This window comes from Streptomyces sp. NPDC024017, assembly GCF_040638895.1.
Lineage (GTDB): Bacteria > Actinomycetota > Actinomycetes > Streptomycetales > Streptomycetaceae > Streptomyces.
In genome coordinates, this window is the sequence record NZ_JBEZYZ010000003.1 from 37120 (window position 1) to 54375 (window position 17256).

Below are 17256 nucleotides of genomic sequence, written 5' to 3' on the forward strand. Positions count from 1 at the left end.
AGCCGGCCCCGCTTGTCGGGCGCGTCGCTGGTTGTGGGGGTCTGGCCCCGGGGCTCCTGGGGGCGTGGAGCGCGCTTCGGTCGAGCCGGTCCGCTTGTCGGGCGCGTCGCTGGTTGGGGGTCTGGTCATGGGGCTCCTGGGGGGCGTGGAGCGCGCTTTGGCCGAGTCGGCCCGCCTGTCGGCCACGCCGCCGGTTGGAGGTCTGACCCGGGGGCTCCCGGGCGGGGCGTGGAGCGAGCCTGGGCCGAGCTGACCCGCCTGTTGGGCGCGTGCTCCGGCGTGCCGTGCAGGGGGCTGGGCCCGGCTGCCCCGTCCGCTGCGGATGACGCTGGTAGGTCGGCGCTTGCCGGGGCGCTTCCGCTACGGCTGGGCAGGCCTTGGCGACGGTTGCGACGGGCCCCGGGTACTCCTGCGGGCCCGGGTCCGATCGGGCGACCACCCCTTGACCGATTGGTCTAGACCTTGCATGATCGGCTGCGCGGTCCTTCCGGGCGGCGCGGGCGAGAGGGGACAGCGGTGGCGGACGGCAGGCGGCGGGCGTTCATCGGGTCGTTCACGGCGGCCGGCGGCCCCGGGATCGTGATGGCGGAGGTCGACGCCGGCACGGGCGCGCTGACCGTGCTGAGCAGCGTGAACGCCGTCCCGGACCCCTCCTACCTCGTCCTCGCGCACGACGGTGAGACGCTGTACGCGGTCAGTGAGACAGCCGAGGGCGCGGTGGCCGCGTACCGCGTGGACGGGGACAAGCCCGAGCCTGCCGGGCGGCCCGTGCCGGTCGACGGCAGTGGCCCGACCCACCTCAGCCTGTTCGCCGGGCACGTCCTGACCGCCAACTACGGCTCCGGCAGCGTCACCGCGGTCCCGCTCCGCCCCGACGGCACCCTCGCCCGGTCCGCCTCCGGCGCGCTCCGGCACAGCGGGGCGGGGCCGCACACGCCCCGCCAGCAGCGACCGCACGCCCACCAGGTGCAGCCCGACCCGAGCGGCCGCTGGGCCGTCAGCGTGGACCTCGGTACGGACTCGGTGCGGGTGTGCACGCTGACGGACGGCGCCCTCGTCCTGCACCGGGAGAGCGCCCTGCGGCCCGGGTCGGGGCCGCGCCACCTGTCGTTCCACCCGGGCGGCTCGTACGCGTACGTCGTCAACGAACTGAGCCCCTCCGTCACCGTCTGCCGCTGGGACGCGGCGGACGGCGTCCTGACGCCGCTGTCCGAAACCCCGGTCCTGCCCGGCGCACCGGCCCGCGACGCCTACCCCTCGGGCATCGTCACCTCGCCCGACGGCCGCTTCGTCTGGACCGCCACCCGGGGCGAGGACGTCCTGTCCGTGCTCGCCGTCGAGGGCGAGGAGCTGCGGCTCGTCGCCACGGTGCCCTGCGGCGGCCACTGGCCGCGCGCCCTCACCGCCTCCGACGGCTTCCTGTACGTCGCCAACGAGCGCTCCGGCGACGTGACGTGGTTCGCGGTCGACCCGCTCACGGGCGTCCCGCGCCGGGGCGGCTCGATCAGGGTGACGGCGGCATCCTGCGTGGTCATCGCCTGAGGCGGGCGTGAGGGCTCGCTCGGCCCCGCGACGCCCCCGCACCCGGCCAGGCACCCCACCCCCGACGACGAAGGCCCGCTCCGAACCGGAGCGGGCCTTCTCGGCGTTGCGCGCAGCGCCTCGCGTCAGCGCGCGGGCGTGCTCTGCGCCTGCTGCGGCGCGATGCCCAGCGCCGTCGTGTACTTGGCCAGGGCGAGCTTGCCGATCGCCGGGTACGGGCCGAGCGACTCGGCGGCGGAGCAGCCCGCCTCCTTCGCGGCCTCCTCGACCAGACCCGGCTCGATCTCCGGACCGATCAGATACGGCGCGAGCGCCAGCTGCTGCGAGCCCGAGGAGCGCAGCTGCTCGGCGACGGAGGCGATGGAGCCCTCCTGGTCCAGGGCCGCCGCCATCACCGGCACGGCGAGGCGCGCGGCGAGCAGCATGCCGGTGATCCCGGCCGCCTGCACGGCCTCGTCACCGCCCACGGAAGCGAGGACGATGCCGTCCGCGGCCGTCGCCACGGTGAACAGCCGGGCACGGTCGGCACGGGCCAGACCGGCCTCGGACAGCCGCACGTGCAGCGCCTCGGCGAGCAGCGGGTGGGGGCCGAGGACGTCGGTCAGCTCGGCGGCGACACGGCTCTCCATGAGGGCCTGACGGACCTGGCGCAGCAGCGCGCTGTCCGGACCGGCGAGCAGCGGCACGACGACGGCGACGGGGCCGTCGGGCATCTTGACGTCCATGCCGGCGGCGCGGGCATGCTCGAAACGGGCCGTGCGCTCCTCGGCGGCGTGCACGAGCACGGCCTGCAGCGAGGGGAACTCCGCGTTGTCCCCGTCGAGGTACCCGATGCGGGCGTCGAGGCCGGGCAGCTCGGAGCGGGCGATGCTCACGACCTCCTCGGCGAGGCTGCGCGTGGCGCTACTGGGCGTCCCCGGCACGGCGAGGACGAGCGCGGGCGCGCCCTCGGGAGCAACCAGCGGCTCGGGACGACGGTGCCGTCCGGGCTGGCGGGGGCGCGGCATTCGTACGGGCAGGCCATCCGCGGGCCCAGTGGGGGAACTCATGGCGCCGCATGTTACTGGCTTCTTGGGTTCCCCTGTTCGGGGAGGGTGCAGGTGAGCGGTATCCGTCCTGTTTTGTCTGATGAGTTACGTTCGGATGGGATGCGGTCGGATCAATCCCCCGAGCGGGTGGTCACGGACAGCATCACCCCGTCACCCGGCAGCGTGAGCGAACCCGTGCTCAGTTCCGCCGCGATGCGCACCGAGCCGTGCAGCGGATCGCCCTCGGCCGGCACCCGCCGCGTGTGCGGGAGCCGCTGCGCCAGTTCCTCGTCCAGGGGACCGAGCAGCGGGTCGCCCAGCTTGAACAGGCCGCCGGTGACGGCGAGGCGCGGCTCACCGCCGGAGGGGCACACGGCCGCCGCGGAGTCGGCCATGTGCCGGGCGGCCGCGCGCAGGATGCCCGCCGCGCCGGGATCCTGGGCCGCGCAGGCGGCCACGCGTGGTGCGAAGGAGGCGAGCACGGCGGGCCGGTCGGGGCGCGGATACAGGGCGCCGGGCAGCCCCGCGACGGGTCCGAACTCCTCCTCGGCGCAGGCCAGCAGCAGGGCCGAGCCGTCCTCGCGCCCGTCGTGGGCGCGCAGCGCGGCCTCGAGACCGGCCCGCCCGATCCAGGCACCGCCGCCGCAGTCGCCGAGCAGATGCCCCCAGCCGTCCGCCCGCCGCCAGCCGCTCAGGTCGGTGCCCACCGCGATGAGCCCCGTACCGCCGGCGATCACGGCGCCGGGGCGTGGCCCGAGCGCACCCACGTACGCGGTCACGGCATCCGCGGCCAGTGCGACCCTGCGCACACCCCACTCCCGGGCCAGGGCGCCCGGCAGTTCGGCGCGCAGCCCGTCACCCAGGGAGGCCATCCCGGTTGCGCCGACGACGACGGTGGTCAACGGCACCGCTCCCGCCTCGGCGGTCAACGCACGTACCAGGGGCACGAGTTGCGCCATGAAGTGCGCGGGGTCGATGCCCCGGTCGCCCGTACGGACCGGCTCACCGGATGCCCGCCGGGCCAACGGACCGCGCTCGGCGGTCCCCACCACGGCCCGGAGCCCGGAGCCGCCGGAGTCCACGGCGAGAAACCCCGAGCCCTCCGACGCCCCGGTCACGGCAGACGCCAGTCCACCGGTTGGCCGCCCTGGCGGATGAGCAGGTCGTTGGCCCGGCTGAACGGGCGGGACCCGAAGAAGCCCCGGTCGGCCGACATGGGGGAGGGGTGGGCGGATTCCACGGAGGGCAGGTCGCCGAGGAGCGGACGCAGATTGCGGGCGTCACGGCCCCACAGGATGGACACCAGCGGCTTGCCGCGCCCCGCCAGGGCCCGGATGGCCTGCTCCGTGACCTCCTCCCAGCCCTTGCCGCGGTGGGCGGCGGGCTTGCGCGGGGCGGTGGTCAGGGCCCTGTTGAGCAGCAGCACGCCCTGCTGCGTCCACGGCGTGAGGTCACCGTTGGACGGCTGGGGGAGTCCCAGGTCGGTGTTCAGCTCGCGGTAGATGTTGATGAGGCTGCCGGGCAGCGGCCGCACCTCGGGCGCGACCGAGAACGACAGCCCCACCGCGTGCCCCGGAGTGGGGTACGGGTCCTGACCGACGATCAGGACGCGTACGTCGTCGAAGGGCTGCTGGAAGGCCCGCAGAACGTTCGGCCCGGCCGGGAGGTAGGTGCGCCCCGCGGCGATCTCCGCGCGGAGGAAGTCCCCCATCGCGGCGACGCGTTCGGCCACCGGTTCCAGGGCCTTCGCCCAGCCCGCTTCGACGATTTCATGCAAGGGTCGTGGTGCCACGGGCGTCACCCTACTGCCGTACGGGCAGCGGCGATCAACCGGTGGCCAACGCCTGTGCGCAACCTCGTCCCCCGCCTCATCCGCGCCTCAGCCGACGAGCGCGGCCCGCACGCACAGCACGTCCGGCAGATGCGAGGCGAGCTGCTGCCAGCTGTCGCCGTCGTCCGCCGACGCGAACACCTCGCCGTTGCGGTTGCCGAAGTAGATGCCCGCCGGGTCGGCGTCGTCCGTGCACATCGCGTCGCGCAGCACCGTGCCGTAGTGGTCCTCCTGGGGCAGGCCCGCCGAGAGCGGCTCCCAGCTCTTGCCCGCGTCCGCCGTCCGGTAGACCCGGCACCGGTGGCCGGCCGGGACCCGGTCGGCGTCGGCGTTGATCGGGAACACGTACGCCGTGCCGCCTCGGTGCGGATGCGCCGCCGCCGCGAAGCCGAACGTGGACGGCAGGCCCTCACCGATGTCCGTCCAGTGGGCGCCCGCGTCGTCGCTGCGGTACACCCCCCAGTGGTTCTGCAGGTACAGCCGGTCCGGGGTGGCCGCGTCCCGCGCGACCTTGTGCACGCACTGGCCGAACTCCGGGTTCGGGTCGGGCAGGAAGACCGCCGAGACACCCGAGTTGGAGGGCGCCCAGCTCGCGCCGCCGTCCAGCGTGCGGAACACCCCGGCGGTCGAGACGGCGACCGTCACCGCCTGGGGGTCGCGCTCGTCGGTGAGCACGGTGTGCAGGCCCTCACCGCCGCCGCCCGGCACCCATTTCGACCGCGTGGGGTGCTCCCACAGGGGCCGGACCAGCTCGAACGTCTCCCCGCGGTCCTCCGAGCGGTACAGCGCGGCCGGTTCGGTGCCCGCGTACACCACGTCCGGCTCGGCGGCGGCCGGGTGCAACTGCCACACCCGCTCCAGGGACGCCCCGGTGTCCTTGGGGAACTTGACGGCCGGACGGGCCGGTTCGGTCCAGGTCCGGCCGAGATCGTCGGAATGGAACACGGACGGGCCCCAGTGCGCGCTGTCGCCGCCGGCCAGCAACCGAGGGGTCCCGCCCCGGGTGTCGATGGCGACCGAGTACACGGCCTGTGCGTTGAAGTAGGGGCTCTCGTCGAACTCCCAGGCGCCACCACCTCGCCGGCGCCCGATGAACAGGCCTTTGCGCGTGCCCACGGCGAGCAGTACCTCGGTCATGCCGATCACCTCCGCGGCGTCGTCGTTGACGCCCTCGTCCCGAACACCGGCCAGTCTGCACCCGACCACTGACAGTCACCTCCGGAACGTGCTCCGTCGCAGGTCAGCGGGGTGTCGGCCACGCGGACGCAGGGTCCCGCGGGCCCGCTCCCGGAGGGGGTTCGGGGGCGCGGCGGCCCCTGGGGGCCGACCCGTCGGACAGGTGCAGTGAGCAGCCAGGCGCCGCCGTCCGTATGGGGAGAGCGGCGAGATGGTCGTGGGCTCGTGAGGAGGAGGCCTTCGATGGCGTTACGTGGTCCGAAGGTGTGGCTCTGGCGCTGGCGGCGCAATCCGCTCAAGCGCCGCGCCGACAGGGTGGAGGCCTGGGTCGTCCTGGGCGTGTGGATGCTCACCGTGCTCGTCGGCGTGCTGGCCGGTACGACGGTGAGCGGCTCCGTGGAGGACGGGCTGGCCCGGGAACGCGTCGAATGGCGCCCCCTCGTGGCACGGCTCGCCGAGCGTGCTCCCGGTACGGCCTCCGAGAACGCCCATGTGTCCCGCGCCGACCAGGTGTGGGCGACGGCACGGTGGACCGCCGCGGACGGTTCCGAGCACTCCGGCCAGCTGCGGGTCCCGGCCGGCACTGCGGCCGGGGCCCCGGTCACGGTGTGGACGGACCCCGAGGGTCGCCAGGTCACCCGGCCCGTCACCGAGCCCCAGGCCCGCGTACGGGCCTCCCTGATCGGCGGCGTGGCAGGTCTCTGCGCCGCTGCCGTCCCCCTGGTCGCCGGCCGCGCCCTGCGCAGCCGCCTGGAGCGTCTCCGCATCGACCAGTGGGACGCCGAGTGGTCCCGCTTCGGCCCGATGTGGGGGCGTACGACGGGGTGAGGTCCTAACGGTGCCCCTGCCCGGCCAGCGCCTCCCGGCACACCCGCAGCAACTCCAGGTCCTCGCGTATGCCGTGACCGCCGGAGTCGGTGCGATGCCGCCGGGGAGAGGCGAGCTCCGCTCGGAGCACGTCGTGCAGGGGTGCTCCCGCCGGTCCCAGTGCCGAGAGGCACTCGGCGATCGTTCCGCGCGTGCGCGGGTGTTCCCTCCACGCGGAGCGGAGAACGGGAACGAACTGTTCCGGATCCCCGGCTGTCCGCCACACCGCGCACGCCGCCGTGGCCCGCGCGAGCGCGTCACCGGAGCCGGCCGTCTCGCGCAGCCCGGGCAGGGCCGGACGAGCCGCCGACCCCATCCGCCCCAGTACGGCCGCCGCACGCCGCCGGCCGCTCCCGGTGCCCGTCAACTCCCGCAGCAGCACGGGCACCACGGCATCCGCATCGCCCGTGACCGACCACAGCGCGTCCGCCGCCGCGACCGCGCATCCGGTCTCCAACAGCCCGCGCAGGTCGGGTATCGCTTCGCGCGCGGTGCCGCCGAACGCGCCGAGGGCACGGGCCGCCGCCTCCGTGACGGCGTCGCGCCGCCGCAGCCCGTCCGGCATGCCGCGCAGCAGCCGCAGTACCGCGGGTATGGACTCGGCATCGCCCAGGGCGGCGAGTGCCGACAGCAGGGGAACGGCCCGCTCGTGGGTGTCGGACGCGTCGAGCGGCACACGGGCGAGCCGTCGCCGCAGCGCGGGCACGAGCGGAACGGCGGCGCGGCCCAGGTGGGGGATCACCAGCCCCAGATCGTTCGGGACGACGGGGCCCGCCAGCACCTCGGCCAGCACGGGCGTGGCCCGCGGGTCCCCGGCCCCGGCCAGCGCCTTGAGGGGACCGCCGAGGGCCGGCGCACCCCGCTCCCCATGCAGTATGCGAAGCTCGGGACGGTACGTCACCAGCGCGTGCAGATGGTCCGCGGCGGGCGCGGCCAGCTCGAAGAGCTCCACCAGGACCGCGACCGCCGCGTCGTGCAACCGGCCCTCCTCCGCGCCCAGTTGGTTGCCGATGAGGGTGACCGGCTCGGCGTGGCGGGCACGCCACTCGCGGAACAGCCCGGCCGCCATCCACACGCCGTTGCACCGGTCGAGGGGATCCGGGCTGGTCAACTGCCCGCACAGCAGGGCGACCCGGTCGGCCACCCGGCCGCCGAGCGCGGAGTGCAGCGTCCGCAGCAGCCGAGAGCCCTCCTCGTCCGAAGGGCGCAGCCGCCGCAGCCGGCCGGCGAGCGTGTCCGGACCGGGACAGTCGTACGGGTGTCCCGTCCGGGCCCGCTGCCCGGATCTGTCCCTGAGCAGCCGGACGACGGTCGGTACGAGATCGGCGGGGAGCAGCTCCGGGGCACACCCCGCGAGCTGGCCGAGTGCGGCGAGCCGGAGCCCGGGGTCGTAAGGGGGCCCGCTCAGTTCGGTCAGCAGGCGCACCGCCTCGGCGGCGTGGGCATCGTCGGTCAGGCGGTACCGCTGCGCGAACAGGCCGAGGCTCTCCGCCAGGGCGAGCAGGACCCGGCCGTCCCGCTCCACGGTGATCCGCTCCCGCACCAGGGCGAGCACCTGTGCCGGCCGGCCGAGGAACCGCACCAGCGCCCCGGGAACCGCCCGGCGCACTCCGGGGTCCGCGTCCCCCGCGAGCCGGACGAAGACCTCGGCACGCGCGCACAGGGCATCACGCGCTCTCGTCGCGGGACCATCGGGGGCACCGGCGATGTCGCCGATGCTGACGAGGAGTTCCACCACCCCCGCCCGGTCCCGCACCTCCTCGCAGCCGGCGAGCGCGAGGAGAAACGGAACACAGGCGAGCGTCGAGTCGTACACATCGCCCTGGTGGTGCACGGCGCCGTACAGCCCGTCGAGCGCGGTCTGCCGCTCGGCCGGGTCGGCGGAGGCCAGTCCCCGCAGTAATCCGGGCACGTCCTCCGCGCTGCCGTACGCATGGCGCAGCGAGGCCCAGTCGACCTCGTCGATCCCCCTGAACACGGTGTCCTCCCCCAGGCGAAATGCCAACTGACGGGGAGTCTGCACCACGGCACTGACAACGAAGCGGAATCGGGAGATGACTGTGCGCGAACTGTGCGCACGATGGCTTGACTTCGAGTCGGCCCCGCCCGGGCCGCTCGGCCTCGCCTAGGTCGCTCGGCCCCGGCAGGGCGGCGCGGGCGGCCGGTACGGCGCCGTCGACGTCCTCGGCGGTACCCGCCGGGACCAGCCCAGTCGGCCTCGCCCAGGCCGCTCGGGCCCTGCCCAGCCCGGTCGGCCTCGCCCGAGTCCGTCGGCCCTGCCCAGCCCGGTCGGCCCGCCTCGACCGGTCAGCCCGCCCCGGTGCCTCGCCCCCCATCGGGCAGCGCCCGCTCCACGATCGTGTCCAGGCCCGCCGTCTGCGGCAGCGTCCCGAACGCATGCCCCCAGTCACCCCCGAGCCGCGTCGCGCAGAACGCGTCGGCGACCGCCGGCGGGGCGTGCCGGACGAGGAGGGAGGCCTGGAGCGTCAGCGCCATCCGCTCCACGAGACGGCGCGCCGTCGTCTGCGATGCCTCGGACAGCCCGTCCTTGAGCCGCGTCACGGCCGCGTCCAGCCGGGCGTCCGCCCCCCGCGCGAGGGCGAGCTCCCCGAACAGGGCCTCGGCGGTGCCCGGTTCGCGGCTCAGCGCCCGCAGCACGTCGAGGGCGTTGACGTTCCCCGAGCCCTCCCAGATCGACAGCAGGGGAGCCTCGCGGTAGTGCCGGGGCATGCCCGACTCCTCCACATAGCCGTTGCCGCCGAGGCATTCCAGGGCCTCCGCGGTGAAGGCGGGGCCCCGTTTGGTCACCCAGTACTTGCCGACGGCGGTGGCGATCCGGCGGAACGCCATCTCGCCCTCGTCCCCACGGATCGCCCGGTCGGCCGCCCCGGCCAGCCGAAGGGTGAGCGTCGTCGCGGCCTCCGACTCCAGCGCCAGATCCGCGAGCACGTTGCGCATCAGCGGCTGGTCCACGAGCCGGGCGCCGAACGCGCTGCGGTGGCGCGCGTGGTGCCCCGCCTCGACGAGGGACTTGCGCATCAGCGCCGCCGACATCATCACGCAGTCCAGCCGCGTGCAGTTGACCATCTCGATGATGGTCTTCACGCCCTGCCCCTCGGGGCCGACCAGCCAGGCCACCGTCCCGTCGAACTCGGGCTCGGAGGAAGCGTTGGACCGGTTGCCCAGCTTGTCCTTCAGTCGCTGGATGCGGAAGGGGTTGCGCGTGCCGTCGGGCAGCACGCGCGGCACCAGGAAGCACGACAGCCCGCCCGGAGCCTGCGCCAGCACCAGGAACACGTCGCACATCGGCGCCGAGGTGAACCACTTGTGCCCGCGCAGCGTGTACACCCCGGGCTCGGCCGTGGGCGTGGCCGTCGTGGTGTTCGTCCGGACGTCGGAGCCACCCTGCTTCTCGGTCATCCCCATGCCCGCCAGCAGCCCGCGCTTCTGCGTGGGCTCCCGCAGGGCGGGGTCGTACTCCCGGCTCGTCAGCAGCGGCTCGTAGAGCTTCGCCAGTTCCGGCTGCCTGCGCAGCGCCGGCACGGCCGCGTAGGTCATCGACGTGGGGCAGCCGTGCCCCGCCTCGGTGTGCCCCCACACCAGTCCGCCGGCGGTCCTGACGACGTGGGCACCGGGCCGGTCGTCCGCCCAGGGCGACGCGGCCAGTCCCTCCGCGATCGCCGTGCGCATCAGGTGGTGCCAGCTGGGGTGGAAGTCGACCTCGTCGACGCGGTTGCCGTACCGGTCGTGGGTGCGCAGCTCCGGCTCGTGGCGGTTGGCCAGGTCGGCCCACTCCTGTGCCTGGGCGCTGCCGGCCTGCCGGCCGAGCCGCCGCAGGTCCGCCTCGGCCCACCCGGCATCCTCCCGCCGCAGCCCCTCCAGCAGGGCCGTGTCGTCGGAAGCGTCGTACGGGGTGAGAGGCGGGGCCTGGTTGGTGACGTCGTGCGTGGCGGGTCCGCCGTGCTCCCGCTGTTCGTCCAGTGTGGAGACCATGCAGCGAGTGTTGCACTATCGCTGCGGTCGCAGCAATCCTGCAACATCGAAGTCCGCCGCGTACAGTACGTGACCATGCCGATGAACGTCCCGGCGCGGTCCGGCGCGCTCGATCTGCGTCCGCTGTCCGCGCGGTCGGTCGTCCTGAGCCTGCTCCTCGGGACGCATCCCCCCGAACTGCCGGTCAGGGAACTGGTGCGGCTCGTGGAGGGCTTCGACGTCGGCGGCTCCACCCTGCGTGCGGCGCTCAGCCGGATGGTGGCCGCCGGAGACCTGCGGCGCACGGACGGCGGCTACCGCCTCAGCGACCGGCTGCTGGAACGCCAGCGCCGCCAGGACGACGCCGTGCATCCGCGCACGCGCGCGTGGGGCGGCGACTGGGAGATGGTCGTGATCACCGCGACGGGACGCGGCCCCGCCGAACGTGCCGACCTCCGCACCCGGCTGACCGCACTCCGGCTCGCCGAACTCCGCGAGGGCGTCTGGCTCCGGCCCGCCAACCTGACCCGCGCCCTCCCCGGCGACCTGGACCAGGTGGTCCAGTGCTACACGGCCCGCCCCGACCGGCCCTCGGGCGCATTGGCCGAAACGCTGTGGCCGCTGGACGCCTGGTCCACCACGGCCCGGGCCCTGCTCGCCCACATCGCCGGCGCGCCCCGACCGGCCGACCGCCTGACCGCCTTCGCCGGCGTCGTACGGCACCTGCTCGCCGACCCCGTCCTGCCGCCCGGGCTCCTGCCCGCCGACTGGCCCGGTGCCGAACTGCGCGCCGCCTACACCGACTACCAGCGGGAGCTGATCGGGGAGGTACGCGCGCGCGTGCGCGGCACCTGACGCGGACGGCCGTGCGAAGCGCCCTCCGGGCGCCGCGCACGGCCGCCTTCACCGTGGGGGGAATGCCTGCGGGGGACTACCTGTAGGTGATGTCCGAGGCGGAGTAGAGGCAGTTGCTGCTGTCGGGGCCCGAGCCGACGGCGGTGTTGTTGTTGTACTTCTGGCAGGGGACGACCTTGCGGCCGGAGTCGTTGCGGATCGTGATGTTCCGCAGCGTCGCCACGTCGTTGCGGTTGACGTTGATGCCGACGAGCCGCGCGGTGGAGCCGGTTCCGGTCACGTCGACGGTGTTGAGGTTGACCTTGCGCGTGTACTGCGTGGAGCAGTCACCGCAGGAGCGGTACAGCGTCTTGAACTCCTGCACCGCGAAGTTGGAGATGGTCAGCGTGCCGCCGCCGTTGTGCTGGAAGACCTTGTCCGCCGCCTTCTTCGCGCCGCCCCCGATCACCTGGTAGGTGGCGCCGTTGCCGCCGCGGAAGGTGGCGGCGTCCTCGCCGACGTCCTCCCACCAGACGTTCTGCAGCGTGCAGCTGCCCTCGCAGTGGATGCCGTCGGCCGCGGGGGCGCCGAGGATGACGTTCTTCAGCACCGCGCCGTTCGCGAGCTTGAAGATCGGGTCCTGGCCCTCCTCCTGGCCGTCACCGGCCAGGGCCCCGGTGCCGTAGTACCGCTTCATCCCGTAGTCCTTGGTGCCGGACACGGAGATGGTGGAGGAGGTCCCCTGGCTGCCGTTGGGGGTCGGCCAGGTCGCGGCGCTCGCGGTGGGCGCATTGGTAGTCATGATCATGCCAACCGACAGGCCGAGTGTGGCCAGTGCGCCGGTCAGTGCGCGCCTGCGGGCGCGCGGACGTGTCGCAGAAGTCATGTCCCGATTCCTTCTGTCGTGGGGGTGGATGGGGGTCAGGGCTTTCCGGTGCCCGTGCGTCCCGTCGGGGTGCCTTCATGGAGCCATTGGTTCATGTACATGAATGACATTCGCCATGTTGCTTACCGCGCGTGCTGCGTGCGGCCGGTCCGAAAGCCCTGCCGCGCCCCGGGGGTGCACTTCCCTGAGGCCGGACAGGCTCCGGTGAGCGCCTTCGCGAGGGCGCTTCCGGGTCACACTGCTGAACGGAACGTAGGCGGCAAGCGCTTTCTAGTCAACGCTTCGCGCAGAACACATTCAGCCACTCCTGGTCACGGCGACAGCCGTGTGGGAGCGCTTCCATGAGAGCCATGGCCATGTCACCATGCCGAACGGACGCTTCCCTTCGCGAGAGGGCGAGTCGATGAGGGACTCCGCGCATGCGTACGTGCGTCAGTGGGCTCGTGTTCATGCTGGTGATCACCGGTGCTCTGGTTCCTTCATCTGGACGTCGATCGGCCCGTTGATCGGCTCCAAGCCGGACGCAGGGCACTCGCTACCAGGGGATGGACCCCGCGGCGAGCGGCGAGTGTCACCGGCCGCCTGGCGGCTCGCCCCGCTGACCCGGACCGGCTCCTCCTTCTGAACCGCCCGCACGACCTTCTGAACCGCCCGTACGACGTCCTGCGAGCCGCACCTCACGACGAAAGGAACCCGGACGTGTCTGCCACCCCCCACCCCACCGCGAGGAGACCCCTGCGGTCACTGCTCCTCGCGCTCGTCGCCGCGCTGCTGCCGTTACTCACGGCCACCGCGCTCACCGCACCCGCGGCCGCCGCAGGCGAGCCCGCCCGAGACTCAGCCCGCGTCTCCGCCCGCGAGGGTGCCGTGCCCGCCGCGGCGCTCACCGAGGTCACGAACTTCGGTACGAACCCCAGCAACCTGCGGATGTACCTGTACGTACCGGAGAGCGTGACCGTGAAGCCGGCGGTCGTGGTGGCCGTGCACTGGTGCACCGGCTCGGGCCCGGACATGTACAACGGCACCGAGTACGACACGCTCGCCGACCGGTACGGGTTCATCGTGCTCTACCCGTCCGTCACCCGCAGCAGCAAGTGCTTCGACGTCTCCTCGCCCCAGGCGCTGCGCCGCGGCGGCGGCAGCGATCCCGTCGGCATCAAGTCGATGATCGACTGGGTCACCCGCACCTACGACGCCGACACCGGCCGGGTGTTCGCCACCGGCATCTCCTCCGGCGCGATGATGACGAACGTCCTGCTCGGGGACTACCCGGACGTGTTCGCGGCGGGCGCCGCCTTCTCGGGCGTCCCGTTCGGCTGCTTCGCCACCACCGACGGCTCCGAGTGGAACAGCGCCTGCTCGGGAGGCACGGTCACGCACACCCCGAAGGAGTGGGGCGACCTCGCCCGGGGCGCATACCCCGGCTACACCGGCCCCCGCCCCCGGATGCAGATCTGGCACGGCACCCAGGACGACGTCCTGCGCTACCCCAACTTCGGGGAGCAGATCAAGCAGTGGACGAACGTGCAGGGCGTGAGCCAGTCGCCCACCACCATCGACACGCCCCAGTCCGGCTGGACCCGCACCCGCTACGGAGGCACGGGAGACCAGGCCCCCGTGGAGGCCGTCAGCCTCCAGGGCGTCGGCCACAACCTGTACGCCCAGGGCATGGCGTCCCGCGTCCTCACCTTCTTCGGCCTGGACGGGTCGGGCCCGGCTCCCCAGCCCCAGCCCGGCGCCTGCAGGGTGACGGCCTCGGTGAACGCCTGGAGTACCGGTCTGACCGCCTCCGTGACCCTCACCAACACCGGTACGACGACCGTCAACGGCTGGAAACTCGGCTTCACGCTGCCCGCGGGGCAGACGGTCACGGGCGGCTGGGGTGCCACGTACACGCCGTCGTCCGGGGCGGTCACCGCCACCAACGTCTCGTACAACGGCACCATCGCGCCGGGAGCGAGCGTGAGCATCGGCTACCAGGCCGCTCACGGCGGCAACAGTGCCGCTCCGGCCGCGTTCACGCTCAACGGAACGGCGTGCGCGGCCGGTTGACGTACCCCTTCGGGTGCCGGACCGGACCGGCGTGAGGCACCTCTGCGGGTGCCGGATCAGACCGACCGGTGGTACTGGTCCGGCACCCGCACCTCGCCGCCGAGTTCCCGCGCGGCGTGCCGTGCCCAGGAGGGGTTGCGCAGGAGCTCGCGGCCCAGCAGGACCGCGTCCGCCTCGCCGTTGGCCAGGATCTTCTCGGCCTGCTCGACGTCGGTGATGAGCCCGACCGCGGCGACCGGCAGCGCGGTCTCGTTCTTCACCCGGGCGGCGAAGGGCACCTGGTAGCCGGGGCCGGTGGGGATGCGGACGCCGGAGGCGTTGCCGCCGGTGGAGACGTCCAGCAGGTCGATGCCGTGGGCCCGCAGGTCGGCGGCGAAACGGACCGTGTCGTCCGCGGTCCAGCCGCCGTCCTCGAGCCATTCGGTCGCCGAGACGCGGAAGAACAGCGGCTTGTCGTCCGGCCAGACCTCCCGTACGGCGTCGACGACTTCGAGGGCGAAGCGGGTGCGGTTCTCGTACGAGCCGCCGTAGGCATCGGTGCGGTGGTTGGAGTGCGGGGAGAGGAACTCGTTGATCAGATAGCCGTGGGCGCCGTGGATCTCGGCGACCTCGAAGCCGGCGGCGAGTGCGCGGCGGGCCGCGGCGGCGAACTGACCGACGACGTCCTTGATCTGGTCGACGGTCAGCTCGGCCGGGGTCGGGTGCCTGTCGTCGAAGGCGAGCGGACTGGGGGCGACCGAGTCCCAGCCGTGCGCGTCCGGACCGACCGGGGCGCCGCCCTTCCAGGGACGGTCCGTCGACGCCTTGCGGCCGGCATGGGCCAGCTGGATCGCCGGCACCGTGCCCTGTGCGGACAGGAAGCGGGTGATGCGGCGGAACGCCTCGACCTGCGTGTCGTTCCAGATGCCGAGGTCGTAGGGGGAGATGCGGCCTTGCGGGGACACCGCGGTGGCCTCGACGATGATCAGGCCCGTACCGCCGGTGGCGCGGGCGGCGTAGTGCGCGAAGTGCCAGTCGGTGGGGACCCCGGTCTCCGGGCCCTCCGGCGCCGCCGAGTACTGGCACATCGGGGGCATCCACACGCGGTTCGGGATCGTCAGCTCGCGCAGGGTGAAGGGCTCGAAGAGCGCGGTCACGGCGGACTCCATTCGTCACGGGGCCGATGTCGACTCGTACGATAGGCATCGTAGTACGGCGGATGTCAAACTACGAGGGTTCTCGTACTATGGAGTCCCCGAGGAAGTGGAGCCGCCGTGACGTCCCCCGCCGTCAGCAGTCGAGACCTGCCGCATCCCGAGCGTGACGAGATCCGGCTGGAGGGGGTGCTGCATGCGCTCTCGGATCCGATGCGGTTGCGGATCGTGCGGGAACTTGCCGGTGCGAGTGGCGAGTTGTCCTGTTCGCACTTCGAGCTGCCCGTCACCAAGTCGACCACCACGCATCACTTCCGCGTGCTGCGGGAGAGCGGGGTGATCCGGCAGGTGTACCGGGGTACGGCCAAGATGAACGGGCTGCGGCGGGACGAGCTCGACGCGTTGTTCCCGGGGCTCATGGGTGCCCTGCTCGACGCGGCAGCCCGGCAGGCCGTCCGTCTCGGTGGCTGAATCGTGCGCCGGTCCGGGAGGGGCGTGGCTCGTCGCGCCCGTGCGGCGGAGCCGCACGTGACGCCGCCCCGCGCCCCTAAGGAGCCTTGCCCGCTGCGGCCTTCAGCAGGGACTCCCAGTCCGGGAGTTTGACCACTCCGCGGCCCAGTGACGCTCCCAGTTCCGCTTCCGCCCGCTCGATCGACTGCCAGCCCGGCCATTCGATCGGGTCGGTTCCCTCGGCGCGCAGGGCCGGGAGGGGGTCCTCGGGGACGACCCGGAGGGTGAGCGCCGGGGCGTCCTCCAGGAGTGACGTCGCCGTCTCCTTCGCGCAGGGGCGGTTCGTGCCGATGACGCCCGTGGGGCCGCGCTTGATCCAGCCCGCCACGTACTCGCCCGGGGTGACGACACCCTCGCGCAGGACGCGGCCGGACAGGTTCGGGACGGTGCCGGTGGCCGGATCGAACGGAAGGCCCTCCAAGGGGACTCCGCGGTAGCCCACGGAGCGCAGGACCAGCTGTCCCGCGATGACCTCATGGCGGCCCGTGCCCGTCACGCCGCCCTGGCCGTCCGGGGTGGTCCGCTCGAACCGCGCCGCGCCCACGTGGCCCTGCTCGGCGAGCAGCTCGGACGGGCGGAGGAAGAAGCGGAGGTGGATACGGCGCGGGGCGCCCTTCGGGGGTGTCTCGGCCCAGCCGCGCAGTACCTCCACGTTGCGGCGCTGTGGCGCGGGCAGTGCGGACGGGTCCGTGTACCCCGGGTCCAGGGCCAGCTCCGCCGGGTCCACGACGACGTCGGTCTCCGGCAGAGTCCCCAGCTCGCGCAGCTCCTTGGTGGTGAACCGGGCCTGGGAGGGGCCGCGCCGGCCCACCATGTGGATCTCGGTCACGCTGCTGTCCGCCAGGGTGGTGAGGGCCGCCTGCGGAATGTCGGTCGTGGTGAGCTCGGCCAGCCCCCGGGCCAGCATCCGCGTGACGTCCACGGCGACGTTCCCCACGCCGATGACCACGGCCGACCGGGCTTCCCGCAGGAAACCGGCGTCCACGGCGTCCGGGTGGGCGCTGTACCAGGACACGAACTGCGTCGCCGACCAGCTCCCCGGCAGGTCCTCCCCGGGGATGCCCAGGTGCCGGTCGGTGGCGGCGCCCACGCAGTACACCACCGCGTGGTAGAGCTCCCGCAGCCGCGCGACGGTCACGGCGCCGGGGCCGGGGCCGATCTGCACGCCGCCGAGGAACCGGACCCGATCGTGCTCCAGGACCGCGCGCAGGTTGTTCTGCAGCGACTTGATCTTCTCGTGGTCGGGTGCCACGCCGTAGCGGACGAGGCCGTACGGGGACGGCAGCCGGTCCAGGACGTCGACGCACACGTCGGAGTCAAGCTGGACGAGGCTCTGGGCGGTGTAGCACCCGCTCGGCCCGGAGCCTACGACGGCGACTCGCAGCACGGCGGAACTCCTTACCCGGGGGATCCGGCGGATCTCGG

14 protein-coding genes are annotated in these 17256 nt (G+C 73.5%); 5 read left to right on the forward strand and 9 right to left on the reverse strand.

The window, feature by feature from the left end; genetic code table 11:
• The first annotated feature begins 516 nt into the window (after positions 1 to 516).
• Complete coding sequence (locus AB0G20_RS08490) at positions 517 to 1542, forward strand: lactonase family protein (protein WP_361297824.1); 1026 nt, start codon at positions 517 to 519, stop codon at positions 1540 to 1542.
• Between the two features lie 125 nt (positions 1543 to 1667).
• Here the strand turns inward: AB0G20_RS08490 and AB0G20_RS08495 are convergent, their stop codons facing one another.
• From AB0G20_RS08495 to AB0G20_RS08510, 4 genes are all read right to left on the reverse strand, one after another.
• Entirely contained in the window at positions 1668 to 2591 is a 924-nt protein-coding gene (locus tag AB0G20_RS08495) for a hypothetical protein (protein WP_361297827.1), read from the reverse strand.
• 110 nt (positions 2592 to 2701) lie between these two features.
• Positions 2702 to 3688, reverse strand: a complete 987-nt coding sequence (locus AB0G20_RS08500) for a BadF/BadG/BcrA/BcrD ATPase family protein (protein ID WP_361297830.1) — start codon at positions 3686 to 3688, stop codon at positions 2702 to 2704.
• Entirely contained in the window at positions 3685 to 4362 is a 678-nt protein-coding gene (locus AB0G20_RS08505) for a uracil-DNA glycosylase (RefSeq protein WP_361297833.1), read from the reverse strand. The genes AB0G20_RS08500 and AB0G20_RS08505 overlap by 4 nt, the downstream gene beginning before the upstream one ends.
• Before the next feature lie 87 nt (positions 4363 to 4449).
• Positions 4450 to 5607, reverse strand: a complete 1158-nt coding sequence (locus AB0G20_RS08510; protein WP_361297836.1) for an exo-alpha-sialidase — start codon at positions 5605 to 5607, stop codon at positions 4450 to 4452.
• Between the two features lie 213 nt (positions 5608 to 5820).
• Here AB0G20_RS08510 and AB0G20_RS08515 point away from each other — a divergent pair, with 213 nt between their 5' ends.
• Complete coding sequence (locus AB0G20_RS08515; RefSeq protein WP_361297839.1) at positions 5821 to 6405, forward strand: hypothetical protein; 585 nt, start codon at positions 5821 to 5823, stop codon at positions 6403 to 6405.
• 4 nt (positions 6406 to 6409) lie between these two features.
• Here AB0G20_RS08515 and AB0G20_RS08520 read toward each other — a convergent pair whose 3' ends face one another.
• On the reverse strand, positions 6410 to 8422 hold the full coding sequence (locus tag AB0G20_RS08520) for a HEAT repeat domain-containing protein (protein WP_361297842.1): 2013 nt from the start codon (positions 8420 to 8422) through the stop codon (positions 6410 to 6412).
• A 329-nt stretch (positions 8423 to 8751) separates the two neighbouring features.
• On the reverse strand, positions 8752 to 10437 hold the full coding sequence (locus AB0G20_RS08525; RefSeq protein ID WP_361297845.1) for a DNA alkylation response protein: 1686 nt from the start codon (positions 10435 to 10437) through the stop codon (positions 8752 to 8754).
• A gap of 75 nt (positions 10438 to 10512) precedes the next feature.
• On the opposite strand from AB0G20_RS08525, the gene AB0G20_RS08530 reads away from it, so the two are divergent.
• On the forward strand, positions 10513 to 11271 hold the full coding sequence (locus tag AB0G20_RS08530) for a PaaX family transcriptional regulator C-terminal domain-containing protein (RefSeq protein ID WP_361297847.1): 759 nt from the start codon (positions 10513 to 10515) through the stop codon (positions 11269 to 11271).
• A gap of 76 nt (positions 11272 to 11347) precedes the next feature.
• Here the strand turns inward: AB0G20_RS08530 and AB0G20_RS08535 are convergent, their stop codons facing one another.
• Complete coding sequence (locus AB0G20_RS08535; protein WP_361297849.1) at positions 11348 to 12136, reverse strand: pectate lyase; 789 nt, start codon at positions 12134 to 12136, stop codon at positions 11348 to 11350.
• Between the two features lie 699 nt (positions 12137 to 12835).
• Between AB0G20_RS08535 and AB0G20_RS08540 the strand changes: the two genes are divergently transcribed.
• Complete coding sequence (locus tag AB0G20_RS08540) at positions 12836 to 14188, forward strand: PHB depolymerase family esterase (RefSeq protein WP_361297852.1); 1353 nt, start codon at positions 12836 to 12838, stop codon at positions 14186 to 14188.
• Positions 14189 to 14244: 56 nt separating this feature from the next.
• On the opposite strand, the gene AB0G20_RS08545 is transcribed toward AB0G20_RS08540, so the two are convergent.
• A complete protein-coding gene (locus AB0G20_RS08545) occupies positions 14245 to 15324 on the reverse strand; it encodes an NADH:flavin oxidoreductase/NADH oxidase (RefSeq protein ID WP_361297855.1) in 1080 nt (359 codons plus the stop codon).
• 117 nt (positions 15325 to 15441) lie between these two features.
• On the opposite strand from AB0G20_RS08545, the gene AB0G20_RS08550 reads away from it, so the two are divergent.
• A complete protein-coding gene (locus AB0G20_RS08550; protein WP_361297858.1) occupies positions 15442 to 15792 on the forward strand; it encodes a helix-turn-helix domain-containing protein in 351 nt (116 codons plus the stop codon).
• A gap of 76 nt (positions 15793 to 15868) precedes the next feature.
• Here the strand turns inward: AB0G20_RS08550 and AB0G20_RS08555 are convergent, their stop codons facing one another.
• Positions 15869 to 17218, reverse strand: a complete 1350-nt coding sequence (locus AB0G20_RS08555; protein ID WP_361297861.1) for an FAD-dependent oxidoreductase — start codon at positions 17216 to 17218, stop codon at positions 15869 to 15871.
• Between the last annotated feature and the right edge of the window lie 38 nt (positions 17219 to 17256).